The sequence below is a fragment of the Kitasatospora sp. NPDC085879 genome, assembly GCF_040686255.1.
Classification (GTDB): domain Bacteria; phylum Actinomycetota; class Actinomycetes; order Streptomycetales; family Streptomycetaceae; genus Kitasatospora.
Map to the genome: position 1 here is coordinate 131,106 of NZ_JBFBJZ010000009.1, position 25,056 is coordinate 156,161.

The following is a 25,056-nucleotide window of genomic DNA, read 5'->3' on the forward strand; positions in this document are numbered from 1 at the left end:
CTAGGCAGCACCGCCGCACCCGGCCACCGCACGCGACCGTTCGGGTCCGGACGGTCACCGCGGGTGCACGGCCGCGCTCAGACCTCCAGGTCGACGACGACCGGCGCGTGGTCCGAGGTGCCCTTGCCCTTGCGCGCCTCGCGGTCCACGTAGCTGTCGGTGACCGCGTCGGCGAAGGCCTTGTTGCCGAGCGTCAGGTCGATCCGCATGCCGCGGTTCTTCGGGAAGGCGAGCTGGCGGTAGTCCCAGTAGGTGTAGGGGTGGTCGTACTTGAGCGGGCGGGGCATCACGTCCTGCAGGCCGGCCTCGTGGAGGGCGGCGAGGGCGGCCCGCTCGGGCTCGGTGACGTGGGTGAGGCCGACGAAGGCCGCGGGGTCGAAGACGTCCTCGTCGGTCGGGGCGATGTTGAAGTCGCCGAGCACCGCGAACGGGCGGGGGCCGGCCGCGTCCTCCAGGACGGTCTGCCGCAGTGTCTCCAGCCAGGCCAGCTTGTAGCGGTAGTGCGCGTGGTCGACCTCGCGGCCGTTCGGCACGTACACCGACCAGACCCGGACGGGGCCGCAGGTGGCGCCGACGGCGCGCGGCTCGACCTCGGGCAGCAGCGCGTCGTCGGCCTGGTAGCCGGGCTGCTCGGGCAGGCCGCGGACGACGTCCTCCAGGCCGAGCCTGGACAGCACCGCGACACCGTTCCACCGGCCGCTGCCGTGCGCGGCGGTCTCGTAGCCGAGCGCCCGGACCTCCTCGTACGGGAAGGCGTCGGCCGCGCACTTGAGCTCCTGCAGGCAGAGCACGTCGGGGGCGGCGCTCTCCAGCCACTCCAGGAGCTTGGGCAGCCGCGCGGTGACGGAGTTGATGTTCCAGGTGGCGATGCGGACGGTCACGGCGGGCGGCCTCCCCGGTGGTACGGCCGTTCGGGCGGGTGCGCGCGAACGGGGCGGGCGCCCGGCAGACGCCCACCCCGAACATACCGCCAGGCACCGACAACTCCGGGCGGTCAGCGGCCGGGCCGCACCACCGCCGCCGAGCCGCCGCCGCGGCGGACCGGTTCGGCGGCCGCCCGCCAGCGGCCGTCCGGCAGCCGTTCCACGCCGGTGGCGGCGCCGATCTCCGCGGAGGGCGCGAGCACCTGACCGAGCGCCTCCAGGCCGGCCCGCTCGGGCAGCGCCAGGAAGCCGGCCTCCGCGGCGGTGGTCGCGGCGTTGCGCTGGCTGGCCCGCGGTGCGGCGATCGCCTGCTCCAGGGTCAGCCCGCGGTCGAGCCGGCCGAGCAGCACCTGCAGCACGGTGGTGATGATGGTCGCCCCGCCGGGCGAGCCCGCGGCGAACAGCGGCCGGCCGTCGCGCAGCACGATCGTCGGCGACATCGAGGAGCGCGGCCGCTTGCCGGGCCCGGGCAGGTTGGGGTCGGGCACGCCCGGGGTCACCGGGGTGAACGAGAAGTCGGTCAGCTCGTTGTTGAGCAGGAAGCCGCGGCCGGGCACGGTGATGCCGCTGCCGCCGGTCTGCTCGATGGTCAGGGTGTAGGAGACGACGTTGCCCCAGCGGTCGGCGACCGTCAGGTGGGTGGTGCTCGGGCCCTCGTACGCCTCGGTGACGGCCGGGCCCGCCGAGCCGCAGGCGGCGGGGTGGTACGGGTCGCCGGGGGCGAGCGGGCTGGTCAGCGCGCGGCCCGGGTCGAGCAGGCAGGCGCGGGCGGCGGCGAAGGCGGGCGAGAGCAGCCGGTCGGTGGGGACGGGCTGCGCGGCCGGGTCGCCGACCCAGCGGTTGCGGTCGGCGAAGGCGATCCGGGAGGCCTCCAGGAAGCGGTGGTAGTACTGGGTGGCGTCCAGGTGGGCAAGGTCGGAGTGGGCGAGGATGCCGAGCGCCTCGCCGACGGTGGTGCCGCCGCTGGAGGACGGCGCGATGGAGTACACCTCGGTGCCCCGGTAGGCCACCTCGGTGGGCTTCTGCTCCAGCGCCCGGTAGGCGGCGAGGTCGGTGCGGTCGACCTTGCCGGGGCGGGCGGTGCGGCCGGAGGCCGGGTCGACCGGCGGGTGCTGCAGGGTGTTCACGATGTCGGCGCCGATCGGGCCGCGGTAGAGGGCCCCGGTGCCGTCCCGGCCGAGCTGGCGGTAGGTGGCGGCGAGGTCGGGGTTGCGCAGCGTCGAGCCGACCGCCGGCAGTGCGCCGCCGGGCAGGAAGAGCGCGCGGGTGGCCGGGAAGTCACGGAACCGGGCCTCGTTGGCGGCGGTCTGGTCGCGGAAGGTCTGGTCGACGGTGAAGCCGCGGTCGGCGATCCGCTCGGCCGGGCGCAGTACCTCGGCGAGCGGGCGGGTGCCCCAGAGCCGCAGTGCCTTCTCCCAGGTGGCGGCGGTGCCGGGGACGCCCACGGAGAGGCCGCTGGTGACGGCGTCGGCGAAGGGCAGCGGTTTGCCGTCGGCATCCAGGAAGAGCGAGGTGGCGGCGGTGCGGGAGGCGGTCTCCCGGCCGTCGAGGGTGGAGACCCGGCCGGTGCGGGCGTTGTAGACGACGAAGTAGCCCCCGCCGCCGATGCCGGCCGAGTAGGGCTCGGTCACGCCGAGGGCGGCGGCGGTGGCGACGGCCGCGTCGACGGCGTTTCCGCCGCGGCGCAGCACCTCGATGCCGGCGGCGGTGGCGTCGGCGTCGACGCTGGCGACCGCGCCGCCCCGGCCGACCGCCTCCGGAGTCTTCGGTAAGGCCCCCGCGGGTGCGGCGCCGGCGGGTGCGACGGCACCCAGGACCAGGCAGCCGGTGAGGGCGATCGGCGGGGCGATTCGGGCCAGAGCTCTCATTGCGGGGCCTCCTGAGGCGTCGTCAGCTCTCCGTTCTGCCACAGGTGCGGTGGACAGGACAACAGCGCCTCAGGCCACTACTTGCCAGTAGTTTCGTTATCGCTCCGATACCGTCCGACCCGTTACTGACATCGCGTCCAACAAGCTACCGTCCGGTGAACCAGCTCGGTCCTGCACCCCCACCCCCACCCCGCAGACCGGTCCCTTGGAGTGCCCCCATGCCTGCACGCGCACGCCGCGGTGCCGCCGCCCTCACGCTGGCCACCGCCCTGCTGACCACCGCACCGATCGCCCTCGCCCCGCTCGCCCCCGCCGCCCTCGCCGCACAGAGCGCCTCGCCGGTGCTCCGCTTCACCGACATCCCCGGCGAGGGCGGCGTCGTCCTCAAGGGCAACGTGTACGAGCCCGGCGACGGCGCCGACCACCACCCGCTGCTTGTCCTGCCGTCCAGCTGGAGCCTCAACGACCTCGAGTACCTGGCCCAGGCCCGCGCCTTCGCCGCCCAGGGGTACGTCGTCGTCTCCTACACCCCGCGCGGCTTCTGGGGTTCGGGCGGCGAGATCGAGGTGGCCGGCCCGCCCGACGTCGCCGACGTCTCCCGGGTCGTCGACTGGGCACTCGCCCACACCACCGCCGACCCGCAGCGGATCGGCATGGCCGGCATCTCCTACGGTGCCGGGATCAGCCTGCTCGGCGCCGCCTTCGACCCGCGGATCACCACCGTCGCCGCGCTCAGCGGCTGGGCCGACCTCGCGGACTCGCTGTTCAGCGACGAGACCCAGCACCTGCAGTCCGCCGGACTGCTCGCCGTGGCCGGATACCTGACCGGCCGTCCGGGCGACGAACTGAAGACCACCCTCACCCGCTACTTCGGCAGCGACTGGGAGAACGAACCGGCCATCCGCGCCTGGGCCGCACAGCGCTCCGCCGCCACCTACGTGGACCGGCTCAACTCCAACGGCACCGCCGTGATGCTCGCCAACGCCTGGGGCGACTCGATCTTCCCACCCGACCAGCTCACCGACTTCTACGAGCGGCTCACCGGCCCGAAGCGGCTCGAACTGCGGCCAGGCGACCACGCCACCGCCGAGGCCACCGGGCTGGCCGGCCTGCCCAACGACGTCTGGACGGACACCCGGGCCTGGCTGGACCACCACCTCAAGGGCCTCGACAACGGCGTCGACCGGCTGCCGCCCGTGCACATCAGACCCCAGCTCCAGGACGGCTACGAGGACTACCCCGACTGGCGGTCCGTCACCGGCTCGACCCGGACGCTGAACCTCGGCGGCCGGGACTGGCTCGGCACCGGCTCGCTCTCCGGCGGCGCACCGCGGACGGGCTGGACCACCCCGATCTCCACCGCGCTGGACTCCGGCGCCGACGGCGGGGTGATCTTCCTCTCCAACCTGGCCGAGCAGTTCCTCAAGCTGCCGCCGACCGTCTCGGTGCCGCTGCTGCCGCGACCCGTCGCGGCGGTCTGGCAGTCCGAGCCGTACGGCTCCGCGCAGCGGGTCCGCGGCTCCGTCCGGCTGCACCTCGGGGTGACCCCGTCGGCGGAGCGCGGCAGCCTGGTCGCCTACCTGTACGACGTGGACGCCCTCGGCGTCGGCCGGCTGGTCGCCCACGCCCCGTACACCTTCCTCGGCCGCGCCCACGGGCAGCGGTTCACCGCCGACATCCGGATGCAGGCCACCGCCTACGACGTCCCGGCCGGCCACCGGCTGGCCCTGGTGGTGGACGGCGTCGACCCGCTGTACATCACCCACAACCCGGCCTTCGCCACGCTCACCTTCGGCTCGGCCGCGGACGACCCGTCCTGGGTCTCCGTGCCGCTGAAGTAGGAGGGCGAACCCAGCAGGTGCCTAGGAGAACCTCTTCCGGCGCTTGACGGTGCGGAAGCGGCGGGCGACCTGGCGGGCCAGGTCGGCGGCGCCGACCAGGCCCGCCTCGTTGCCGAGGGCGGCGTGCACGATGCCGGCCTCGGGGCGGAAGCCGCGGCCGGTCAGGGTGCGCCTGAAGGCGTCCTGGGCCGGGCCGAGCAGCAGTTCGCCGGCCTCGGAGACGCCGCCGCCGACGACGAAGCGGCCCGGGTCGAGGGCGGCGGCCAGGTTGGCGATGCCGACGCCCAGCCAGTGGCCGACCTCGTAGAGCAGTTCGACGGCGACGGGGTCGCCCTCCTGGGCGGCCTCGGTGACCAGCGGCCCGGTGATGCCCTCCGCGGTGCCGCCGGCCCGGGCCAGCAGCGGCTGGACGACGGGCGACTCCTCGGCGACCAGCCCGCGGGCCTCGCGGACCAGCGCGTTGCCGGAGGAGTACTGCTCCCAGCAGCCGCGGTTGCCGCACGGGCAGCGGTGTCCGCCGGGCACCACCTGCATGTGGCCGAACTCGCCCGCCAGGCCGTACTTGCCGCGGTCGACGAAGCCGTCCCGGACGACCGCGCCGCCGATGCCGGTGCCCAGGGTGATCATCACCATGTGGTCCTCGCCGCGGCCGGCGCCGAACCGCCACTCGGCCCAGGCGGCGGCGTTGGCGTCGTTCTCCACCACCACCGGGAAGCGCAGCCGCTCGCTGAGTGCCTCCCGCAGCGGCTCGTTGCGCCAGTTCAGGTGCGGCGCGAAGAGGACCTTGGACCGTTCGGCGTCCACCCAGCCGGCCGCGCCGACGCCGACCGCGTGCACGTCGTGCTTGTCGGCGAGCTGCAGCACCAGGTCGACGATGACGTCCTCGACCACCTGGGGGCTCTTGCTCTTGTGCGGGGTCTCGGTGCGGACGCGGTCCACCACCCGGCCCTCGCCGTCGACCACGCCGGCCACGACCTTGGTGCCGCCGATGTCCACGCCGATGGTGGGCAGCCGCAGCACGCCGGCCGGCAGGGCCCGCCGGCGGCGGTCGGCGCTGCGCGGGCCGAGGCCGAACAGGGTGGGCAGGACGGCCGGCCGCTGGGTGCTCTGCGGGCTGGTCACGGGGGCGGTGGCTCCTTCGGGTCGGACGGCCGGTGCGGTGGCCGGCTCCCCGCCATCCTCCCGCGTCCGGGCGGGCGCGCGGGGCCCGGTCCCGGCTCGGCCGCGACTGGCGGGAAATCCTCATCCGAATGACCGCAGCTGCTGCCCCGTTCGAGGGATTCGGTCAGGGGGCTGGCAAACTGGGCTGAGCCGCGCGGGGGATTCACATGCAAACGTGATGTTCCTCTCAGGTTCCGCTCAGTTCGAGGCGGAACCGAACCGCGGTTTCCTTCTGTCTGATCACATCGGAACGAGCACGGGCGAGCGGGGGCCCGCGCGGCCTGCGACCCGGATACGAGAACCTCAATGCAACTGACCGGAACACCCTTCCTGATCGTCACGATCGTGCTCGTGCCGCTCTCCATCGCGGCGGCGCTGCTGCTGTGGGGCAGGGTGCGGGGGCCGAAGCCGGTCCAGGTGCTGTCCAGACTGGTCATGCTGCTGATGTGCCAGGTGACGGCCGTCACCATGGTGTTCGTCATGGTCAACAACGCCAACCTGATCTACGGCAACTGGGACGACCTGCTGGGCACCGGCGACCACGTGCGGGCAGTGCCCCAGGTGCCGGCCGACGGCCCGGGGAACGACGCCAAGTCGGGGCCCAAGGTGCTCCAGCAGTTCAAGGGCGTGGACGACCCGATGGTGCCCAAGGACGTGCAGCGCACCGACCTCAAGGGGCAGCTCTCCGGCGTCGACGGCGAGGTGCTGGTCTGGCTGCCGCCGCAGTACAACGAGCCGGCCTACAAGGACAAGACCTTCCCGGTGGTGGAGCTGATCCCCGGCTTCCCCGGCTCCTCCAGCACCTGGTACGGCACCCTCAAGGTCTCCGAGCAGCTCAAGCCGCTGATGAAGGAGGGCAAGGTCGCGCCGTTCATCCTGGTCTCGCCGCGCACCCTGCTGCTCGGCCGCAGCACCGACACCGGCTGCGCCGACGTGGCCGGCAGGGTGAACGCCGACACCTGGCTCTCCCGGGACGTGCCGAAGATGGTCCTCGACAACTTCCGCGCCGACTCCTCGCCCGACCGCTGGGCGGTGGCCGGCTACTCGGCCGGCGGGCACTGCGCCGCCAAGCTCGCCCTGGAGCACCCGGACCGCTACCGGGCCGGCATCAGCCTCTCCGGCTACAACGACCCGGCCGCCGAGCCGGACTCGCTGACCGCCAAGAACCCGCAGCTGCGCGAGGCCTCGAACCCGCTGAACATCCTCCGCAAGGCCGCCCAGCCGCCGAAGACCTCACTGTTCGTCAGCGGCAACAAGGGCGACGGATACGAGAGCGGCCTGGCCCTCCAGCAGGCCGCCAAGGCGCCGACCGCCGTCACCGTGGTGGAGACCACCGGCCCGCACGCGGTCGACGTGTGGAAGCCGCTGCTGCCGAAGGCCTTCACCTGGCTCACCGGGATCATCCCCGCCAAGCACTGAGCCCCGTACCACGGACGGGCCGTCCGCTCCCCCTCGGGAGCGGACGGCCCGTCGGCGTTCCGGGCGGCGGCTTCGCGGGCCGACGGCCCGTCAGGCGAGTTCCAGCGCCAGGTAGAAGTCCACCCGGTCCTCCAGCCGGGACAGGTCACGGCCGGTCAGCTCCTCGATCCGGCCGATCCGGTAGCGCAGCGTGTTGACGTGCACGTGCAGCTGGGCGGCGCAGCGCGTCCAGGAGCCGTCGGAGCGCAGGAAGGCCTCCAGGGTGCGCACCAGGTCGGCCTGGTGCTCCAGGTCGTAGGCGATGACCTTGTCGAGGAGGCGGCTGCGGAAGGCGCGGCGGACCTCGTCCGGCACGGCGGCGAGCAGCAGCACGTGCGAGGCGAGCTCCTCCGGGCCGGCCACGCAGACCCGGCCGACCCGGGCGGCGGCGATCCGGCGGGCGTGCCGGGCCTCCTCCAGGGCGCCGCGCAGGCCGTCGGCCTCGCTGGCGGGCGCGGAGACGCCGACGGTGATCCGGCCCTCGGAGCCGAGCCCGGCCTCCAGCGGGGCGAGCAGGTCGCGCAGCGCGTCCGCGGGCACGGCGGTGCCGGGGGCGGGCAGCACCACGACGGCTCCGCTGCCGGCGCCGGCGACCAGGGCCCGGTCGGTGGTGTCGGTGAGCGCCTCCTCCAGGACGGCGCGCACCGTGCCCTCGGGCAGGCCGGTGCCCTCGGCGGAGAGGATCAGCCAGGCGTCGACGGACTCGGCGTGGCCGCCCTCGTACGTGGTGGCCATCGTGGTGGAGGCCTGCAGGGCGCGGGAGATCTCCAGCGGGTCGGCGTCCCGCTGGAGCAGGGCGAGCACCTCGTCGGCGATCCGGCGGCGCAGCCGGCGGCCCTCGTCGCGGCGGGTTCGCTCGGCGGCGACCAGTCGGGCGAGGTTCTCGGCGAGCTGCTGGCGCTTGGCGGTCCACTCGGTGACGTCGCCGGCGACCACGAGCAGCCAGTCGGCGAGCGGGGCCTCGGCGCCGGGGTCGACGGCGGCGGGCAGCAGCGAGTAGTTGCCGACGGCGAGCCGGGCCCGGTGCGGGGGGCGGCGGCGCTGGCGCTGGGCGGCGAGGTGGGCGCGGACCAGCTGGTCGCGGTCCTCGGCGGAGAGCCGGTCGGCGGGTCCTGCGACCACCCGGCCGGTGGGGGTGAGCACCCAGCAGTCGAGGTCGAGGTCGCCGCCGAGCAGGTCGAGGACGGCGTCGAGACCGCCGGCGCCGGCGGCGGAGACCAGCAGCCGGTGCCGGTCGACGAGGGCGGCGAGGTCGGCGGCCCGGTCGGCGGAGACCTGCCGGCCGATGAACTCGGTGACGGTGCCGAACGCGATGTCGTCGGGCACCGCGAGCAGCGGCATCCGGTGCCGGCGGCAGGCCTCCACCAGGTCCTCGGGGACGGGCCCGACCTCGGCCTCGCCGGCGGCGAGCGCGACGGCCCCGCCGGCCGCGAGGGTGCGGACGAAGCGCTCGGAGTCGTCCGGCCCGGTGCGCCAGAGCATGCCGGTGAGTACCAGCTCGCCGCCGTGCAGGTAGCGGCCCGGGTCCTGGAGGTCGGTGGTCATCACACCGCTGACCTGCCGGTCGAGCTCTTCCTCGGCGGCGAGCAGCCGCAGCCGCGGGGCGCCGGGGGCGAGCAGGTCGCGGACACGCATCCGCAACTCCTTCGTGCTGGAGGGTGGGGGTCGGGTGGGTGTGGGGGCCTCACAGTCTGCACCAGGTCGGCGGCCCTCGGCGGAACGTCCCGGACGGCCCGCCGGTCACGGGCCCGTAGCCTCGCCGTCACGGCCGGATTACGGTCGTAGATGGCGGTAGGGAAACCGCTGGGCTGGGCACTTGTCAGCCTTAGAGGAACGTACAGGATGCCGGGCGGGACCGGCGCGCGGGCTTCATGCCATCGGTGACTGCCAGTGGGCCCCGTCACAGCGGTTCACTGGCCACACGCCACCGGAACACCCCGGTGACCGGAGCTCAACGCCGAGGCAACGAAGCGGTAGCAAGGTCCGAACACCGAGTTCGGGGCACTGTGCCCACTGTCCGGTTGGCGACGACTTGAGGAGACACCCGCATGGAGTTCCTTCGGCCCGCTACGTGGGACGAGGCGCTCGCGGCGAAGGCTGAGTACCCGACCGCGCTGCCCATCTCCGGGGGCACGGACGTCATGGTCGAGATGAACTTCGACGTGCACCGGCCATCCGCGATTCTCGACCTGAACCGCATCGGCGACCTCACGACCTGGTCGATCGACGGCGACACCGTGAGGCTGGGCGCCGCGGTCCCCTACAGCCGGATCATCGACGAGCTGTCCGGCCCGCTGCCGGGCCTGGCGCTGGCGGCGCACACCGTCGGCTCGCCGCAGATCCGCAACCGGGGGTCCGTGGGCGGCAACCTGGGTGCCGCCTCGCCCGCCGGCGACTCGCACCCGGCGCTGCTGGCCGCCGGCCGGGACGTCCTCGTGGAGGCGTCCTCGGTGCGCGGCACCCGGTTGATCCGGATCGACGACTTCTATGTGGGCGTCAAGCGCAACAGCCTGGAGCCGGACGAGCTGATCCGCGCCGTGCACATCCCGGTGGCGGACGGCCCGCAGCAGTTCTCCAAGATCGGCACCCGCAACGCCATGGTGATCGCGGTCTGCGCGTTCGGTTTCGCGCTGCACCCGCGGACCGGCACGGTCGGCACCGGCATCGGCTCGGCCGCCCCCACCCCGCGCCGCGCGGTGGAGGCCGAGGAGTACCTGCAGGGCGTGCTCGCCGAGCGCGGCCTGTGGGAGTCCGGCGGCCTGCTGGGCGCCGAGGTGGTACAGCGGTTCGGCGAGCTGGTCCGCGCCGCCGCCTCCCCGATCGACGACGTCCGCGGCACCGCCGAGTACCGGCGGCACGCGCTGGCCGTGATGGCCCGCCGGACGCTGACCTGGACCTGGAACGACTACAGCAAGCAGATCAGGAGCGCGGCATGAGGGTCACGTTCACCGCCAACGGCAAGCCCGTCGAGGCCGACGACGTCTGGGAGGGCGAGAGCCTCCTGTACGTGCTGCGCGAGCGGGTCGGCCTGCCCGGCTCCAAGAACGCCTGCGAGCAGGGCGAGTGCGGCTCCTGCACCGTCTACCTGGACGGCCTGCCGGTCTGTTCCTGTCTGGTCGCGGCCGGCCAGGTGCAGGACCGCGAGGTCCGCACCGTCGAGGGACTCTCCGAGGAGAACGGCGAGCTGGGCCTCGTCCAGCAGGCCTTCGTGGACGCGGGCGCCGTGCAGTGCGGCTTCTGCACCCCCGGCCTGCTGGTGCAGACCGACGCGCTGCTCGCCCAGGACCCGCAGCCCAGCGACACCGACATCCGCGAGGCGCTGTCCGGCAACCTGTGCCGCTGCACGGGCTACGAGAAGATCATGGACGCGGTGCGGCTCGCCTCCGCCCGCACGTGCGCGAAGGCGGTCTCCGAATGAGCGGCACCCGCACCATCCAGGGCCAGAAGAACCTGCAGAACATCCACCAGGCGAGCAAGGACGGCATCGGCGGCTCCCCGCTGCGCCCGGACGGCAACCTGAAGGTCAAGGGCGAGTTCGCGTACTCGTCGGACATGTGGCACGAGGACATGCTCTGGGGCATGGCGCTGCGCTCGCCGCACCCGCGGGCCAACATCCTCTCGGTGGACATCTCCGAGGCGCTCAAGGTGCCCGGCGTGTACGCCGTGCTGACCCACCAGGACATCCCCGGCTCCAAGTACTACGGCCTGGAGATCCAGGACCAGCCGGCGCTGGCCATCGACAAGGTCCGCTACCACGGCGAGGCGATCGCCCTGGTCGCCGCCGACCACCCGGAGACGGCCCGCCGCGCGGTGAAGAAGATCAAGGTCGAGTACGAGGTGCTCACCCCGATCACCACCGAGGAGCAGTGCCTCGACCCGGAGACGTACGGCTACGTGCACGAGCCGCACGAGTACAAGTCGCACGGCTCGGGCAACATCTGCCACAGCCAGAAGCTGGTCTCCGGCGGCGGTGTGACCGACGAGATCCGGGCGCTGGCCGATGTGATCGTCAAGGGCACGTACGAGGTCGGCATGCAGGACCAGGCCTTCCTCGGCCCGGAGTCCGGCCTGGCCGTCCCGGCCGAGGACGGCGGCGTCGACCTGTACATCGCCACCCAGTGGCTGCACGTGGACCGCCAGCAGATGGCGCCGGTGCTGGCCCTGCCGGAGGAGAAGGTCCGGCTCACCCTGGCCGGCGTCGGCGGCGCCTTCGGCGGCCGCGAGGACCTGTCGATGCAGATCCACGCCTGCCTGCTGGCGCTGCACACCGGCAAGCCCGTCAAGATCGTCTACGCCCGGGACGAGTCCTTCTTCGGCCACGTGCACCGGCACCCGGCGAAGATGACCTACGAGCACGGCGCCACCCGGGACGGCAAGCTGGTCTTCGCCGACTGCCGGATCGTGCTGGACGGCGGCGCGTACGCCTCGGCCTCCCCCGCGGTGGTCGGCAACGCGGCCTCGCTCGGCCACGGCCCGTACGTCATCCCGAACGTGCGGATGGAGGCGATCGCCCTCTACTCAAACAACCCGAGCTGCGGTGCGATGCGCGGCTTCGGCGCGGTGCAGGCCTGCTTCGGCTACGAGACCCAGATGGACCGGCTCGCCGCCGAGCTGGGCATGGACCCGGTGGAGCTCCGCCAGCTGAACGCCGTCACCCAGGGCGACTTCATGCCGACCGGCCAGGAGATCGACGCGCCGGCGCCGGTCGCCGAGCTGCTGCAGCGGGTCAAGGACATGCCGCTGCCGCCGCCGCTGGACCTGGAGCACCTGGACATCCGCACCCTGCCCGGCGCGCTGTCCAACACCTCGCACGGCGAGGGCATCGTCCGCGGCATCGGCTACTCGGTCGGCATCAAGAACGTCGGCTTCTCCGAGGGCTTCGACGACTACTCCACCGCCCGGGTACGGCTGGAGGTGATCGGCGGCGAGCCGGTCGCCATGGTGCACACCGCGATGGCCGAGGTCGGCCAGGGCGGCGTCACCGTGCACGCCCAGATCGCCCGCACCGAGCTCGGCGTCGAGCAGGTCACCATCCACCCGGCGAACACCGAGGTCGGCTCGGCCGGTTCCACCTCCGCCTCCCGGCAGACGTACATGACCGGCGGTGCGGTGAAGCTGGCCGCCGAGGCGGTCAAGCAGGCGCTGATCGACAAGGGCCGGCGCCGCTACGGCTGGGAGCACAAGGACATCACCCTGGTCGGCGGCAAGGTCGTCTCCGAGACCGGCGGCGTGCTGGTCTCCATGGTCGACCTGCTCGGCGACGAGGCGATCGACCTGACCCGCGAGCACCACCACCGGCCGACCGTGCCCTTCGACAAGGAGACCGGCCAGGGCTTCGGCCACGTCCAGTACACCTTCTGCGCCAACCGCGCGGTGGTCGACGTGGACGTGGAGCTCGGCCTGGTCAAGGTGGTCGAGCTGACCGCGGCCCAGGACGTCGGCAGGGCGCTCAACCCGCTCTCGGTCGTCGGCCAGATCCAGGGCGGCTGCACCCAGGCCCTCGGCCTCGCCGTCATGGAGGAGATCGTCGTCAAGGACGGCAAGGTCCGCAACGCCTCCTTCACCGACTACCTGATCCCCACCATCCTGGACACCCCGCCGATCCCGGTGGACATGCTGGAGCTCCCCGACCCGCACGCCCCGTACGGACTGCGCGGCGTCGGCGAGGCCCCCACCGTGTCGGCCACCCCCTCGATCGTCGCGGCGATCCGCAACGCCACCGGCCTCGCCCTCAACCGGGTGCCGGTCCGGCCGGAGCACCTCACCGGGACGCTCTAGCCACACCGCGCAGGACCTCCCCGGGGCGGCGCCACGTCTTCCCCGCCGCCCCGGGGGCGCACCACAACTCCACACACCGGATGTGCTCCACCCGCTGTCCCACCCACGCCGGGGACCGGCAGCGGGCGCACCACCCCATCCGGTACGCGGACCCGCCGCGTGCCGACCGTGAGTCGAACAGTCCCCCTCAGTGCCTAACTCCCACAACCTGGCATTCAGGTCGGCTCGCCCACCCCAATCCCCTTTGAACCTTGGGAGTGGACATGACCCGGATCCCCACAGAGCCCGGTACCACTGAAGACAGACCTGCCACCGGCGACGCCCTCACGCCGCCGGTCGTCACCCCGAAGAACCCGCTGGACGCGTACTTCAAGATCTCGGCCCGGGGTTCCACCCTGGCCACCGAGCTCCGGGGCGGCGTCACCACCTTCATGGCGATGGCCTACATCGTCCTGCTCAACCCGATCATCCTGAGCGGGGCCGACGTCAACGGCGTCAGGCTCGACCACGCACAGCTGACCACCGCGACCGCCCTGGCCGCCGCGGTCACCACGATCCTCATGGGCGTGGTCGGCAACGTGCCACTGGCCCTCGCCGCCGGACTCAGCGTCTCCGGTGCCATCTCCGCACTCGTCGTGCCGCACACCACCTGGCCGCAGGCCTTCGGCCTGTGCGTGATCTACGGCCTGCTGATCGTCCTGCTGGTGGTCTCCGGACTCCGCGAGAAGATCATGAACGGCATTCCGCTGCCGCTCAAGCACGCCATCACCATCGGCATCGGCCTGTTCGTCGCCATCATCGGCCTCTACAAGGCCGGCTTCGTGCACACCGGCGGCCCCACCCCGCTGTCGCTCGGCCCGTTCGGCGAGCTCGCCGGCTGGCCCGTGCTGATCTTCTCGCTCACCCTGCTGACGATCTTCGTGCTGATGGCCCGCAACGTCCGCGGCGCCATCCTGATCGGCATCGCCGGCGGCACCGTCGTCGCCATGATCGTCAACGCGGTCGCCGACCTGCCCGCCAAGACCTGGGCCAGCTCGGCCCCGGTGTGGCCCGGCAGCCCCGTCTCCGCCCCCGACTTCGGGCTCTTCGGCAACGTCGACCTGTTCGGCGCCTTCTCCGGCAAGGGCATGGGCGCGATCAGCGCCTCCGTGGCCGTCTTCACCCTGGTGCTGGCCGGCTTCTTCGACGCGATGGCCACCATCATCGGCGTCGGCACCGAGGCCGGCCTGGCCGACAAGAAGGGCCGGATGCCCGGCCTGTCCAAGGCGCTGTTCATCGACGGCGCCGGCGGCGCGGTCGGCGGTCTCGCCGGCGCCTCCGGCCAGACCGTCTTCGTGGAGTCCGCCACCGGCGTCGGCGACGGCGCCCGCACCGGCCTCGCCTCCGCCGTGACCGGCCTCTTCTTCGCCGCGATGCTGTTCTTCTCGCCGATCGCCGGCATCGTCCCGGTCGAGGTCGCCGCCGCCGCCCTCGTCGTCATCGGCTCGATGATGATGAGCCAGGCCCGGCACATCGACTGGTCCGACCGCGAGGTCGCCATCCCGGCCTTCCTCACCTGCGTGCTGATGCCGTTCACCTACAGCATCACGGCCGGTGTCGCCGCCGGTGTCATCTCCTACACGGCCATCAAGGCCGGCACCGGCAAGTGGCGCGAGCCCGGCCCGCTGATGTGGATCCTCACCGCGGTCTTCGTCGTCTACTTCGCCCTCACGCCCGTCAAGGCGTGGCTCGGCGTGCACTGAGCCCCCGGCCGCCGTACGGAAGCCCCGCTTCCGTACGGCGGCCCCACACCCCGGTTACCCTCGTCGTAAGGAGCTCCCCATGCAGGACATCGCCGCGCAGCTGAACGCCTGGCACGCGTCCGGGCGCTCCTTCGCCGTGGCCACCGTCGTCGGCGTCTCCGGCAGTGCCCCGCGCGACCCGGGCGCCGCCCTCGCCGTGGACGAGTCCGGCGAGGCGATCGGCTCGGTCTCCGGCGGCTGCGTGGAGGGCGTGGTGTACGAGCTGTGCCAGCAGGCCATCGCCACCGGTGTCCCCGTGCTGGAGCGCTTCGGATTCAGCGACGAGGACGCCTTCGCCGTCGGTCTGACCTGCGGCGGTGTCCTGGACGTCTTCGTCCAGCCGGTGGTGCCCGGCGCGGACCCGGCGATCGACGCCGGCATCGCCTACACCGCCTCCGGCACCCCCGTCGCGCTCGCCCGGATCATCGCCGGCCCGGACGCACTGGTCGGTGCGGCCGTCGCCGTCACCGCCGACAACCACCACGGCTCGCTCTCCGCCGCCCCGGCCGCCATGCCCGCGCCCACCACCATGTCGCTGGAGCGCTCGGTGGTCGCCGAGGCCCGCGCCATGCTCGACGCCGGCCGCACCGGCACCGTCGTCCTCGCCCTCGACGGCCGCCCCTGCGACCCCACCGACCAGGGCACCGTCACCGTCTTCGTCGAATCCAACGTCCCCGCCCCCCGCATGATCGTCTTCGGCGCGATCGACTTCGCCGCCGCCGTCGTCCGGATCGGCCGCTTCCTCGGCTACCACGTCACCGTCTGCGACGCCCGCCCCGTCTTCGCCACAGCCCGCCGCTTCCCCGACGCCCACGAGGTCGTCGTCGACTGGCCGCACCGCTACCTCGACTCCCAGCTCGACCGCATCGACGGCCGCACTGTCCTCTGCGTCCTCACCCACGACGCCAAGTTCGACATCCCGCTGCTGGAGCGCGCCCTGCGCCTGCCCGTCGGCTACGTCGGCGCCATGGGATCCCGCCGCACCCACCGCGACCGCAACGCCCGCCTGCGCGAGGTCGGCCTCACCGACGCCGAGATCGCCCGCCTCCGCTCCCCCATCGGCCTCGACCTCGGCGCCCGCACCCCCGAAGAGACCGCGGTCTCCGTCGCCGCGGAAATCGTCGCCCACCGCCGCGGCGGCAGCTGTCTCCCGCTCTCCACCGGCGACGGCCCCATCCACCACGACCTCGCGGCCGTCGCGCCGAAGCGCAAGCCCCGGCCGCACGCCGCCTGACCCCCGGTGTTCCAGGTGCGGAGCCACCGCACCGGCGGGACGCTGGAACGAGTACCGGCCCCTTCGAAGGGATCACCGCCATGCGCATGCTGCTGCAGGCGTCGATCGACACCGAGATCTCCAACCGGATGATCACCGACGGGAAGATGCCCGAGGTGCTGGAGCAGTTGCTCGGCCTGCTGAAGCCCGAGGCCTCGTACTTCTACGCGCTGCACGGCCGCCGCGGGTTCACCATGGTCGTGGACCTCCCCGACGAGGCCTCCCTGATCACCATGATCGAACCGCTCTGGGTCCAGCTCGGCGCCGACATCGAGGTCGTCCCCTGCGTCAACGCCGACGAACTCCGCACCGGCCTCGGCCGCCTGGCCGCCCAGTCCTGAACCGACCGGCCCCGGCCCTCAGTCGACCTCACCGGCCGGCACCACCCACCGTGTCGGCTGTCCGGTGACCCGCGCGATCATGTCGTAGCCCCCGTCGTAGTGCAGCACGGTCAGGCCGTGCCGTTCGGCGGTCGCGGCGATCACCAGGTCGGCCGTCGACACCGCCCGCCAGTTGCCCGTGCCGACCAACAGCACCTGGACGTCCAGCGCACGGTCCCAGATCTCGTCCGTCGTCGGCAGCACGTCGAAGCCGCGCATCTCGTCCCGGATGCGCTCGGCCTCGGCCTTGGACCGGGCGCTGCGCAGGACCTCCAGCTCGACCGCCGCGCAGACGGCCAGCAGACCGGCGTTGTGGAGCGGCGCCACCGCCCTGCGGACGGCCTGCTCGGGGAACCGGGCGAGTGCCGAGGTGTCGATCAGGAAGCGTTCCGTCATACCGCCCGGTGCCCCGTGTCGCCCTCCACCGGGCCGGTGAGGTCCGGCAGGCCGCCTTCGGCCAGCCAGTTCAGGAAGGACTCCCGCTTCCGCCGCTTGATCGCATCGGCGAGCGCGGCGTTCACCGTGGCCACCTTCGTGGTGGTGCCGAAGATCTCCGCGGCCTCGGCCAGCAGACCGTCGTCGACGTCTATCACCGTGCGCGTCATGGCAGCCTCCGGGGGCCGTGATATCGAATTCCACGCTATCCGATATCACGGCCCGGGGGCGTCAGCCGATGTCGAGGCGGGCGAGGCGGCGGAGGAGGGCGGGGCTGAGGCGGCCGAGGAGGCGGGCGGCCTTGGACTCGAGGGTGACGGGGACGACGGGCTTGCCGGTGCGGACGGCGCGGAGGATCTCGGCGGCGACCTTCTCGGGCGGGAAGCCGCGGCGGGCATAGGCCTTGGTGGCCTTGGCCTGCTTGGCGGCCTGCTGGTCGGGGTCTGTACCGGAGAAGGTGGTGGTGTTGGTGATGTTGGTCGCCACGATGCCGGGGCAGATCGCCGAGACGCCGATCCGGTGCGGGGCGAGTTCGGCCCGCAGGCAGTCGGAGAGCATCAGCACCCCGGCCTTGCTGGTGGCGTACGCGGCCAGCGACTTCGCCGGCAGGTAGGCCGCCGCGGAGGCCAGGTTGACGATGTGTCCGCCCTCGCCGCGGGCGACCATCAGGTTGCCGAAGGCCCGGCAGCCGTGGATGACGCCCCAGAGGTTGACGTCCAGGACGCGCTGCCACTCCTTCTCGGTGGTCTGCAGGAAGGTGCCGGCGTGACCGATGCCGGCGTTGTTGACCACCACGTCGGGCACCCCGTGGGCGGCCGCGACCTGCTGGGCGAAGGCGTCGACGGCGGCGCCGTCGGAGACGTCCACCCGGTAGGCGTGGGCGCGCGGGCCGACCAGTGCGCAGAGTTCGGCGGTGCGTTCGGCGGCGGCGAGGTCGAGGTCGCAGACCACGACCCGGTCGCCCTGCTCGGCGAAGGCCACCGCGGTGGCGCGGCCGATGCCGCTGCCGCCGCCGGTGACCACGGCGAGCCGGCCGCCGTCCGGCGGCCCCTGGACGTGTCCGGCGGCGACCCGGGTGACGTGCTCGCGGACGAGGTGGGCCACGGTGGCGCCCTTCTCCAGCAGGGCCGACCAGTGGCCGGCGTCGAGGGTGCGGCGGGTGAGGTGGGGCACCCAGCGCTCCAGGCCCTCGGAGAGGAAGGTGGAGACGTAGCGGTCCCGCTCCAGGGTGATCAGCTGGACCGGGACCTCGGTCGGCCGCTCCCGCGGACTGCGCAGCGTGGGCCGGAAGTTGGCCCGGTACAGCTCGATGCCGCGGACGGCGTCGCGGCCGAGGGTGGGCTGCGGGTGGCCGGGCCGCGGGGTGACGGCCTCCATCCGGTGCAGCACCGTCGGCCACGCGCGGGCCAGGAAGAGCCGCCAGACGGCCGGTGCCAGCCAGGGCAGTTGGAAGGCGGTGATGTACCAGGAGTGCACGCCCTGGACGAGGAGCTGGCGCAGGTGCCGCGGGGTGGGACGGCGCATCCGGTGCCGGATCCAGTGGCCGATGTGGTCCAGCGAGGGGCCGGAGACGGTGGTGTAGGAGGCGATCCGCCGGTGTGCGCCGGGCTCGGTGACGGCCTCCCAGGACTGGATGGAGCCCCAGTCGTGGGCGACCACGTGCACCGGCTCGTCGGGGCTGACGGCGTCGGCGACGGCGAACAGGTCGGCGCCGAGCTGCGCCAGCCGGTAGCCGTCCCGGGCGGCGGGCACGCCGGAACCGCCGGAGCCGCGGACGTCGTAGCGCACCACGTGGTGGTCGGTGGCGAGGTCGGCGGCGACGTCGTCCCAGACGGCGTGGGTGTCCGGGTAACCGTGCACCAGCAGGACGGTCGGACGGGCCGGGTCGCCCTGCTCGTACACGGCCAGCGGCAGGCCGCCGGAGTGGACGGTGCGGCGGCGGATGGTCATGCGGCCTCCTCCTGGAGCGTCCAGCGCCGCACGTGCGGCAGGTCGTCGTCGAGCCAGAACGCGTCGTCCTCCGTGACGACGAGCAGCTCCTCGAACTTGATGCCCACGTCCCGGAAGCCGATGTGCGGCTCGACCGCCCACAGGCCCGGGGTGGGGGCGTGCCGGGAGGACCGGCCGTCCGCCCAGAGCGGGGAGCGGCCGTGCAGCCGCTCGCCGATCAGCTCCCGGCCGAGCGTCTGGAGTGTACGCACGCCGAAGCCGAAGAGGGTGACGCCGGCCGGGCCGCGGGCGGTGGTCCTGGTCACCCGGTGGCCGATCACCCGGCCGGGGTAGACCCGGTGCCGGTTGTCGTAGCCGTGCACGGCGAGCTGGGCGTCGACGGCCGCGTACACCTGGTTCAGCGGCTTGCGGGCCTTGACCTCGGCGAGGATCAGCTCCCGGTAGACCTTCAGGTCGGCGGCGAGGCGGTCCCAGATCGGGTTCTCGCCGACCTTGCCGCCGTAGCCGATGTCGGCGGTGTAGCCGTCGACCACGGGCGCGCAGTCCAGCACGTACGGCATGCCCTCCTCCAGGCGGCGGCTGCCGGCGAAGAACTGCAGCGGGGTGTGGAAGTGCCGGAACGCGGTGCGGTCGCCGAACCAGGCGAACGGCACGTGGAAGTAGTCCTGCACCCCGGCCCGTTCCAGGCACCGGCGCAGCTCCGCCGTGGCCTGGCGCTCGGTGACGCCGGGTTCGATCCAGGCGGCGACCTGTTCGGCGCAGTGGTAGGCGAGCTGCTGGGTCTCTCGGAAGCGCGCGAGGTCGTGCTCGTCGTAGGGGAAGGTCACGGGACGGCTCCTCAGAGGTCCAGGACGAGGGTCTCGCCCTCGGCGGCGCGGGAGACACAGGGCAGCAGCGCGCCGCCGGCCCGCTCGTCGGGGGTGAGCCGGCGGTCGCGGTGCTCGGGCGTGCCGTCGAGCACCCGCACCCGGCAGGTGCCGCAGAAGCCCTGCTTGCAGGAGTACGGGAGGTCCGGGCGCAGCTCGCGGACGACGTCGAGTGCGGACCGGTCGGCGGGGACGGCGAGTTCGGGCCCGTCGGCGCCGAGCCGGACGGTGAACGGGTGCCCGCCGGTGACGGGGGCGGCGCCGAACCGCTCGAAGTGCAGGGCGCGGGCGGGCGAGGCGTCCAGGGCCCGCTGGACAGCGGCGAGCATCGGGGCCGGGCCGCAGCAGTAGACGGCGGCGCCGCGCGGGGCCCGGGCGAGCAGCTCGGCGGCGTCCGGCGGACCGTCGCGGTCGTCGGTGCGGATCTCCACCCGGGCCGGGTCGAGGGCGCGCAGCTCGTCGGCGAAGGGCAGTGCGGCGGCGGTGCGGCCGGTGTGCACAAGCCGCCAGTCCAGGCCGAGCGCGTGGGCCTGACGGGCCATCGGCAGCAGCGGGGTGATGCCGATGCCGCCGGCCAGCAGCAGCACGGCGGGCTCGGCGCAGAACGCGAAGCCGTTGCGCGGGCGGGCGGCGGTCAGCAGGTCGCCGACCGCCACCCCGTCGTGGAGTTCGACGGACCCGCCGCCGCCGTCGGCGATCCGGCGTACCGCGATCCGGTAGCGGTGCCGGTCGGCCGGGTCCCCGCAGAGCGAGTAGTGGCGCTGCCGGCCGGAGGGCAGGGTGAGGTGCAGCCTGGCGCCGGGCTGCCAGGCGGGCAGTCGGCCGCCGGACGGCTCGGCGAGGTGGAGGGCGGCAACGCCGTCGGCGACGGAACGGTGGCCGGTGACGACCAGGCGCAGCGGCGGGACGGGCGCGGGGGCGGGCCTGCGGGGGCTGCGGCGCAACCCGGGGCTGCCCAGAGCCGGGCTGTAGTGGTCGCCGAAGGCGGTGAGCCAGCGCATGAACCGGTCGTCCCGGGGACGGCCGTAGAGGTCGGGAGGCGGAGTGGCGAGGTCCATCGGTGGCGGCTCCGTGGCGGTCGGGATCTGTACATGGGGGCATCGGCATTCCCGGGGGCGCTGGGGGGTGGCCCTTCCTAGCGGGTGGCGGCCGCGCGGGCGGCCGGGGATGTCGCCAGGTAGCCGAGGGCCTGGCTGGAGGAGCCCTCCTGGGTGGGGTGGTAGCCGGGCCTGAAGTACCGCGCGGCGGAGCGGGCCATCGCCCTCGGGTCGGGCAGCAGGCCGCGGCGGGCCTGGATCTGCGCGTCCCGCCAGGTCGGCCGGATCCGGCCGCGGAGTTCCGGGTCGGCGGCGAGCAGGAAGCGCACCCCGCGGACCCACAGGTGAACGAGCAGCGGGCCGGAGACGAGCATGCCGCGCATCCGGCGCAGGTAGCCCGGGTCGAGGTGGACGAGCAGGTCGTAGGCGACGCTGCGGTGCTCGACCTCCTCGGCGCCGTGCCAGCGCAGCAGGTCGAGCATGGTGGGGTCGGCCTGGGCGCGGTCCAGGCCGGGCGAGTTGAGTGCCCAGTTGCCGAGGAAGGCGGTGAAGTGCTCGATCGCCGCGACGAACGCGACTCGCTCGATGATGTTCTCCCGGCGCCGACGGCCGCTCAGGCCGGGCTTGTCGCCGAGGACGCGGTGGAAGAGCCAGCCGATCTGACGGATGTACGGCCTCGGGTCGAGGCCCTGGCGGAGCAGGTGGTCGAGCACCTCCTGGTGGGCCTCGGCGTGGATCGCCTCCTGGCCGATGAAGCCGAGGACCTCCTCGCGGAGCTGCTCGTCGGTGATCATCGGCAGTGCCTCGGAGAAGACCCGGACGAACCAGCGTTCGCCCTCCGGGAGGAGCAGGTGCAGCACGTTGATCGTGTGGGTGGCGAACGGCTCGTCGGGGATCCAGTGCAGCGGCAGGCTCGACCAGTCGAACTGCACGTCGCGGGGCTCCAGGACGAGGCTGTCGTGGATGCGCGGGGGCGGGGTGGTGCTGGGCATGGGGCAGCCTCCTGGCCTGCGGTGGCGGCTTCGGCTCTGGCAACGTACTCGCGGGTAGCAGGCCCGGCAAGGGGCTTATCGACATTGAGTCTAATAAGTTTCCGCGCCGCGCACGGCCTGGATGCGAGGTGGCCGCCGCTCAGTCCGGCGCCGGTGCGGGTCGGCGGACCGCCGTGCGGATCGTCGTCACGAAGTCCTCGACGGCGAGCCGGGCCATCAGGACCGCGAGCGCACAGGCGAAGAGGCCGAAGGCGCTCGCGGCGACGACGGTGAACCAGGCGTGGTCGTCGAGCGAGCCGTCGTCGGGGTCCATCCAGAGCCGGATCCGGTGGCCGTCCGGGTGGTCCCCGGCGATGCGCCGCTCGGACAGCTGCCGGCCGTCGAAGCTCCAGGTGTGCAGGCAGCCGTAGAGGTTGTCGAACGGCCCGCCGGTCTCCCGGTACACCTGGCACTCGGTCAGGGTCACGGTGACCGCCTGCGGTGTGCGGTACCAGTCCCTGGTCCGCTCCACCGCGCGGCCGGCCAGCTCGCTGCCGATGCAGAGCACGGCCAGGAAGAACAGCACCGCGAGGCAGCCGACGAACACGTCGGCCCCGGCCACAAGACCGCCGAGGAGCGCCAGCGCCAGGCCCGCGAGCAGCAGGGACGCCGACGGCGCGGTCGGGCGCAGCTGCCAGTCGACGCCGAAGGAGTAGGCGAGCACCGCGGCGGGCGGGGTGGCCGTCGCCAGGCCCGCCGCGACGCACAGCCTGCCGAACAGCGAGGCCCTGCCGGCCACGGCACCCCCTCCGACGACGCCGGTCACGCCGGCATCCTGCCCGGGCGCGGGCGGGGCCACTCGCCCTAGACCGCCATCGCCAGCATCAGCGGGGCCGCCCGCAGTGAGAGGAGTTCGGCGGCGGCGCGCAGGCGGTGGGTCTCGGCGGCGGGCAGCGAGGTGGCCAGGCAGCCGACGGTGGCGCCGGCGATGACGGGGACGGCGGCGCACACCGTGCCCAGCGCGTACTCCTGGAGGTCGAGCACGGGGACGGTGGCGGGCTGCCGCTCCAGCCGGTGCAGGAGCTGCTCGGGGTCGGTGATGGTGCGGGAGGTGAGCCGGGCGACGGGGTGGCGGGCCAGGTGGTCGCGTCGGCCGTCGTGGTCGAGCTGGCTGAGCAGGCACTTGCCCATGGCGCTGGCGTGCGCGGTCGCCCGGAAGTCCACCCACTCCTGGACGGCGGGTGTCCGGTCGGTCGCGGAGACCGCCTCCACGCTGAGTTCGCCGTCGTGGTAGCGGGTGAAGTAGACGGCGGCGCCGAGTTCTTCGCGCAGGTCGGCGAGCCGGCGGTGCAACCGGGCCCGAACGAGCTGTTCGCGGTTCTGCTGGCCGAGCACGGTGAGGGCGCCGCCGAGCAGCCAGACGCCGTCGTCGAAGAGCAGATAGCCCTCGCACTCCAGCGCTTCGGCCAACTCCCGTACGGCGGCGGCCTGCAGGCCGAGTTCGCGGGCGAGCCGGGCGGTGTCGACGCCGTGCGGGTGCCGGTCGACGGCCTCCAGCAGGCGCAGCGCGCGGTGCAGCGGCCCGTACGGGTTCGGGTTGTGGGCGGGGCCGGTCCGGCGACCCCGGCTCGGTGCCGGCATGGGTGTCCCCTTCCGCTCGGGCGAGCACGCGGCGCGGCCGCGCCCCTCCAGCGTAGCCGTGGCGGCACCGGGTTGGGCGGTCGTACGCCCGGATACGGCACGGTCGGTGAGTGTCCGTCAGGCGCGGGGCCGGGCGGCGGGACGGCGAGGGGCCCCTCCCCCACTGCCCAGGGGGGAGAGGCCCGGTCGGGGTGCCGGTCAGGCGTCGTCGCCGGCGCGGAGCTTCTTCACCGCGGCCTCCAGGCGGCTGCCGTACTCCTCGTCGGCCGCGTGGAAGTGGGCGAGGTTCCTCTCCACGATGTCCTCGCGGCTGACCTGGGCGAGGAAGCCGGCCAGGTTGGCGATCAGGCGGGCCTTCTCGCCGTCCGACATCAGCCGGTAGAGCTCGCCGGCCTGGAAGAAGTCGTCGTCCTTGGTGTGCGCCGGGGTGGTGTAGGTGCCGGTGTGGCCCTCGACCCGGACGGGGGCGGCCAGGGCGCTGTCGGTCTGCGCCGGGCCGTCGAAGGAGTTCGGCTCGTAGTTCTTGGCGCGGCCGGACGTGTTGAGGGCGCTGTACCCGTCCCGGCCGTAGTTGTTCGCCTCGGTGGCGCGCGGGGCGTTCACCGGCAGCTGGGTGTGGTTGACGCCGAGGCGGTAGCGCTGGGCGTCGGCGTAGGCGAACAGGCGGCCCTGGAGCATCTTGTCCGGGGAGGGGCCGATGCCGGGGACGAAGTTGTTCGGCGAGAACGCGGCCTGCTCGACCTCGGCGAAGACGTTCTCCGGGTTCTTGTTGAGCACCAGGCGGCCGACCTTGACCAGCGGGTAGTCGGCGTGCGGCCAGACCTTGGTGAGGTCGAAGGGGTTGAAGCGGTAGGTGGCGGCCTCGGCGACGGGCATCAGCTGGACGTAGAGCGTCCAGGACGGGAACACGCCGCGCTCGATGGCCTGGTGGAGGTCGCGCTGGTGGCTGTCCGCGTCGCCGCCGACCACCTCGGCGGCCTGCGCGCCGTCCAGCGAGCGGATGCCCTGGTTGGTCTTGAAGTGGTACTTCACCCAGTATGCGTCGCCCTGCTCGTTGACCCACTGGTAGGTGTGCGAGCCGTAGCCGTTCATGTGCCGGTAGGAGGCCGGGATGCCGCGGTCGCCGAACAGCCAGGTGATCTGGTGGGTGGCCTCGGGGGCGTGCGCCCAGAAGTCCCAGACGTTGTCGGCCTCGGTGATGCCGGTGTGCGGGTCGCGCTTCTGCGAGTGGATGAAGTCGGGGAACTTGATCGGGTCCTTGATGAAGAACACCGGGGTGTTGTTGCCGACCAGGTCGTAGTTGCCCTGCTCGGTGTAGAACTTCAGCGCGAAGCCGCGCGGGTCGCGCACCGCGTCGGAGGCGCCCAGGTTGCCGGCCACCGTGGAGAAGCGCAGGAAGACCTCGGTGCGCCGGCCGACCGCGGCGAGGAAGTCCGCCTTGGTGTACTGCGACACCTCGTCGGTGACCTCGAAGTAGCCGTAGGCGCCGGAGCCGCGGGCGTGCACCACGCGCTCCGGGATGCGCTCGCGGTTGAAGCGGGCGAGCTTCTCCAGCAGCTGCTGGTCCTGGATCAGCAGCGGGCCGTACTCGCCGGCCGAGGCGGAGTTCTGGTTGTCGGCGACGGGCGCGCCGGACTCGGTGGTCAGGATCTTCGGCATGAGGGTCCTTCAGTAGCAGCGGTGCGGTGCGGGT

The 25,056-nt window shown here is 73.3% G+C and carries 21 protein-coding genes; 8 read left to right on the forward strand and 13 right to left on the reverse strand.

Features of this window, described 5'->3' with window-relative positions:
• Positions 1–77: 77 nt before the first annotated feature.
• Together AB0P35_RS09910 and ggt are read right to left on the reverse strand one after the other, a co-directional pair.
• Positions 78–881 (reverse strand): exodeoxyribonuclease III, encoded by an 804-nt coding sequence (locus AB0P35_RS09910; protein ID WP_363508846.1) that lies wholly within the window; start codon positions 879–881, stop codon positions 78–80.
• Positions 882–994: 113 nt separating this feature from the next.
• On the reverse strand, positions 995–2,791 hold the full coding sequence (ggt, locus tag AB0P35_RS09915) for a gamma-glutamyltransferase (RefSeq protein ID WP_363508849.1): 1,797 nt from the start codon (positions 2,789–2,791) through the stop codon (positions 995–997).
• 218 nt (positions 2,792–3,009) lie between these two features.
• Here ggt and AB0P35_RS09920 point away from each other — a divergent pair, with 218 nt between their 5' ends.
• Positions 3,010–4,632, forward strand: coding sequence for a CocE/NonD family hydrolase (locus tag AB0P35_RS09920; protein ID WP_363508852.1), 1,623 nt, complete (start codon positions 3,010–3,012; stop codon positions 4,630–4,632).
• 21 nt (positions 4,633–4,653) lie between these two features.
• On the opposite strand, the gene AB0P35_RS09925 is transcribed toward AB0P35_RS09920, so the two are convergent.
• Entirely contained in the window at positions 4,654–5,754 is a 1,101-nt protein-coding gene (locus tag AB0P35_RS09925) for an ROK family glucokinase (protein ID WP_363508855.1), read from the reverse strand.
• 345 nt (positions 5,755–6,099) lie between these two features.
• On the opposite strand from AB0P35_RS09925, the gene AB0P35_RS09930 reads away from it, so the two are divergent.
• Entirely contained in the window at positions 6,100–7,212 is a 1,113-nt protein-coding gene (locus AB0P35_RS09930; protein ID WP_095872193.1) for an alpha/beta fold hydrolase, read from the forward strand.
• Between the two features lie 90 nt (positions 7,213–7,302).
• On the opposite strand, the gene AB0P35_RS09935 is transcribed toward AB0P35_RS09930, so the two are convergent.
• Positions 7,303–8,886, reverse strand: a complete 1,584-nt coding sequence (locus tag AB0P35_RS09935; protein WP_363508858.1) for a helix-turn-helix domain-containing protein — start codon at positions 8,884–8,886, stop codon at positions 7,303–7,305.
• 413 nt (positions 8,887–9,299) lie between these two features.
• Here AB0P35_RS09935 and AB0P35_RS09940 point away from each other — a divergent pair, with 413 nt between their 5' ends.
• From AB0P35_RS09940 to AB0P35_RS09965, 6 genes are all read left to right on the forward strand, one after another.
• Entirely contained in the window at positions 9,300–10,187 is an 888-nt protein-coding gene (locus AB0P35_RS09940) for an FAD binding domain-containing protein (protein WP_363508861.1), read from the forward strand.
• Positions 10,184–10,669, forward strand: coding sequence for a (2Fe-2S)-binding protein (locus AB0P35_RS09945; RefSeq protein ID WP_095872196.1), 486 nt, complete (start codon positions 10,184–10,186; stop codon positions 10,667–10,669). Before AB0P35_RS09940 ends, AB0P35_RS09945 begins: the two co-directional genes overlap by 4 nt.
• Positions 10,666–13,029 (forward strand): xanthine dehydrogenase subunit D, encoded by a 2,364-nt coding sequence (pucD, locus tag AB0P35_RS09950; RefSeq protein ID WP_363508864.1) that lies wholly within the window; start codon positions 10,666–10,668, stop codon positions 13,027–13,029. Before AB0P35_RS09945 ends, pucD begins: the two co-directional genes overlap by 4 nt.
• Before the next feature lie 263 nt (positions 13,030–13,292).
• On the forward strand, positions 13,293–14,771 hold the full coding sequence (locus tag AB0P35_RS09955) for an NCS2 family permease (RefSeq protein ID WP_363508867.1): 1,479 nt from the start codon (positions 13,293–13,295) through the stop codon (positions 14,769–14,771).
• A 79-nt stretch (positions 14,772–14,850) separates the two neighbouring features.
• The gene (locus AB0P35_RS09960) at positions 14,851–16,044 is read left to right on the forward strand and encodes an XdhC/CoxI family protein (RefSeq protein WP_363508870.1); all 1,194 of its coding nucleotides are present in this window, start codon (positions 14,851–14,853) and stop codon (positions 16,042–16,044) included.
• An 80-nt stretch (positions 16,045–16,124) separates the two neighbouring features.
• Complete coding sequence (locus AB0P35_RS09965) at positions 16,125–16,424, forward strand: hypothetical protein (RefSeq protein WP_095872200.1); 300 nt, start codon at positions 16,125–16,127, stop codon at positions 16,422–16,424.
• A gap of 18 nt (positions 16,425–16,442) precedes the next feature.
• Here AB0P35_RS09965 and AB0P35_RS09970 read toward each other — a convergent pair whose 3' ends face one another.
• From AB0P35_RS09970 to AB0P35_RS10010, 9 genes are all read right to left on the reverse strand, one after another.
• Complete coding sequence (locus AB0P35_RS09970) at positions 16,443–16,859, reverse strand: PIN domain nuclease (protein WP_363508873.1); 417 nt, start codon at positions 16,857–16,859, stop codon at positions 16,443–16,445.
• Entirely contained in the window at positions 16,856–17,068 is a 213-nt protein-coding gene (locus AB0P35_RS09975; protein ID WP_363508876.1) for a type II toxin-antitoxin system VapB family antitoxin, read from the reverse strand. Before AB0P35_RS09975 ends, AB0P35_RS09970 begins: the two co-directional genes overlap by 4 nt.
• 61 nt (positions 17,069–17,129) lie before the next feature.
• On the reverse strand, positions 17,130–18,848 hold the full coding sequence (locus AB0P35_RS09980; RefSeq protein WP_363508879.1) for an SDR family oxidoreductase: 1,719 nt from the start codon (positions 18,846–18,848) through the stop codon (positions 17,130–17,132).
• Positions 18,845–19,675, reverse strand: coding sequence for a M24 family metallopeptidase (locus AB0P35_RS09985; protein WP_363508881.1), 831 nt, complete (start codon positions 19,673–19,675; stop codon positions 18,845–18,847). The genes AB0P35_RS09980 and AB0P35_RS09985 overlap by 4 nt, the downstream gene beginning before the upstream one ends.
• Before the next feature lie 11 nt (positions 19,676–19,686).
• Positions 19,687–20,772 carry a PDR/VanB family oxidoreductase gene (locus AB0P35_RS09990; RefSeq protein WP_363508884.1) on the reverse strand — a complete coding sequence of 362 codons (1,086 nt, stop codon included), beginning with the start codon at positions 20,770–20,772 and terminating at the stop codon, positions 19,687–19,689.
• Between the two features lie 77 nt (positions 20,773–20,849).
• Positions 20,850–21,743: a metal-dependent hydrolase gene (locus tag AB0P35_RS09995; protein WP_363508887.1), complete on the reverse strand. Its 894-nt coding sequence runs from the start codon at positions 21,741–21,743 to the stop codon at positions 20,850–20,852.
• Between the two features lie 139 nt (positions 21,744–21,882).
• Complete coding sequence (locus AB0P35_RS10000; protein ID WP_363508890.1) at positions 21,883–22,548, reverse strand: hypothetical protein; 666 nt, start codon at positions 22,546–22,548, stop codon at positions 21,883–21,885.
• 38 nt (positions 22,549–22,586) lie between these two features.
• Entirely contained in the window at positions 22,587–23,363 is a 777-nt protein-coding gene (locus tag AB0P35_RS10005) for an IclR family transcriptional regulator C-terminal domain-containing protein (RefSeq protein WP_363508893.1), read from the reverse strand.
• Positions 23,364–23,561: 198 nt separating this feature from the next.
• Positions 23,562–25,022, reverse strand: coding sequence for a catalase (locus AB0P35_RS10010; RefSeq protein ID WP_363508895.1), 1,461 nt, complete (start codon positions 25,020–25,022; stop codon positions 23,562–23,564).
• Positions 25,023–25,056 lie beyond the last annotated feature (34 nt).

Excerpts from the sequence above, each read along its gene's own strand:
- AB0P35_RS09945 (WP_095872196.1), top strand. The coding sequence starts at position 10,184 with ATGAGGGTCACGTTCACCGCCAACGGCAAGCCCGTCGAGGCCGACGAC.
- AB0P35_RS09980 (WP_363508879.1), bottom strand. The coding sequence starts at position 18,848 with ATGACCATCCGCCGCCGCACCGTCCACTCCGGCGGCCTGCCGCTGGCC.
- pucD (WP_363508864.1), top strand. The coding sequence starts at position 10,666 with ATGAGCGGCACCCGCACCATCCAGGGCCAGAAGAACCTGCAGAACATC.
- AB0P35_RS10005 (WP_363508893.1), bottom strand. The coding sequence starts at position 23,363 with ATGCCGGCACCGAGCCGGGGTCGCCGGACCGGCCCCGCCCACAACCCG.
- AB0P35_RS09940 (WP_363508861.1), top strand. The coding sequence starts at position 9,300 with ATGGAGTTCCTTCGGCCCGCTACGTGGGACGAGGCGCTCGCGGCGAAG.
- AB0P35_RS09965 (WP_095872200.1), top strand. The coding sequence starts at position 16,125 with ATGCGCATGCTGCTGCAGGCGTCGATCGACACCGAGATCTCCAACCGG.
- AB0P35_RS09960 (WP_363508870.1), top strand. The coding sequence starts at position 14,851 with ATGCAGGACATCGCCGCGCAGCTGAACGCCTGGCACGCGTCCGGGCGC.
- ggt (WP_363508849.1), bottom strand. The coding sequence starts at position 2,791 with ATGAGAGCTCTGGCCCGAATCGCCCCGCCGATCGCCCTCACCGGCTGC.
- AB0P35_RS09930 (WP_095872193.1), top strand. The coding sequence starts at position 6,100 with ATGCAACTGACCGGAACACCCTTCCTGATCGTCACGATCGTGCTCGTG.
- AB0P35_RS09920 (WP_363508852.1), top strand. The coding sequence starts at position 3,010 with ATGCCTGCACGCGCACGCCGCGGTGCCGCCGCCCTCACGCTGGCCACC.
- AB0P35_RS09990 (WP_363508884.1), bottom strand. The coding sequence starts at position 20,772 with ATGGACCTCGCCACTCCGCCTCCCGACCTCTACGGCCGTCCCCGGGAC.
- AB0P35_RS09935 (WP_363508858.1), bottom strand. The coding sequence starts at position 8,886 with ATGCGTGTCCGCGACCTGCTCGCCCCCGGCGCCCCGCGGCTGCGGCTG.
- AB0P35_RS09975 (WP_363508876.1), bottom strand. The coding sequence starts at position 17,068 with ATGACGCGCACGGTGATAGACGTCGACGACGGTCTGCTGGCCGAGGCC.
- AB0P35_RS10010 (WP_363508895.1), bottom strand. The coding sequence starts at position 25,022 with ATGCCGAAGATCCTGACCACCGAGTCCGGCGCGCCCGTCGCCGACAAC.
- AB0P35_RS09955 (WP_363508867.1), top strand. The coding sequence starts at position 13,293 with ATGACCCGGATCCCCACAGAGCCCGGTACCACTGAAGACAGACCTGCC.
- AB0P35_RS09970 (WP_363508873.1), bottom strand. The coding sequence starts at position 16,859 with ATGACGGAACGCTTCCTGATCGACACCTCGGCACTCGCCCGGTTCCCC.
- AB0P35_RS09995 (WP_363508887.1), bottom strand. The coding sequence starts at position 21,743 with ATGCCCAGCACCACCCCGCCCCCGCGCATCCACGACAGCCTCGTCCTG.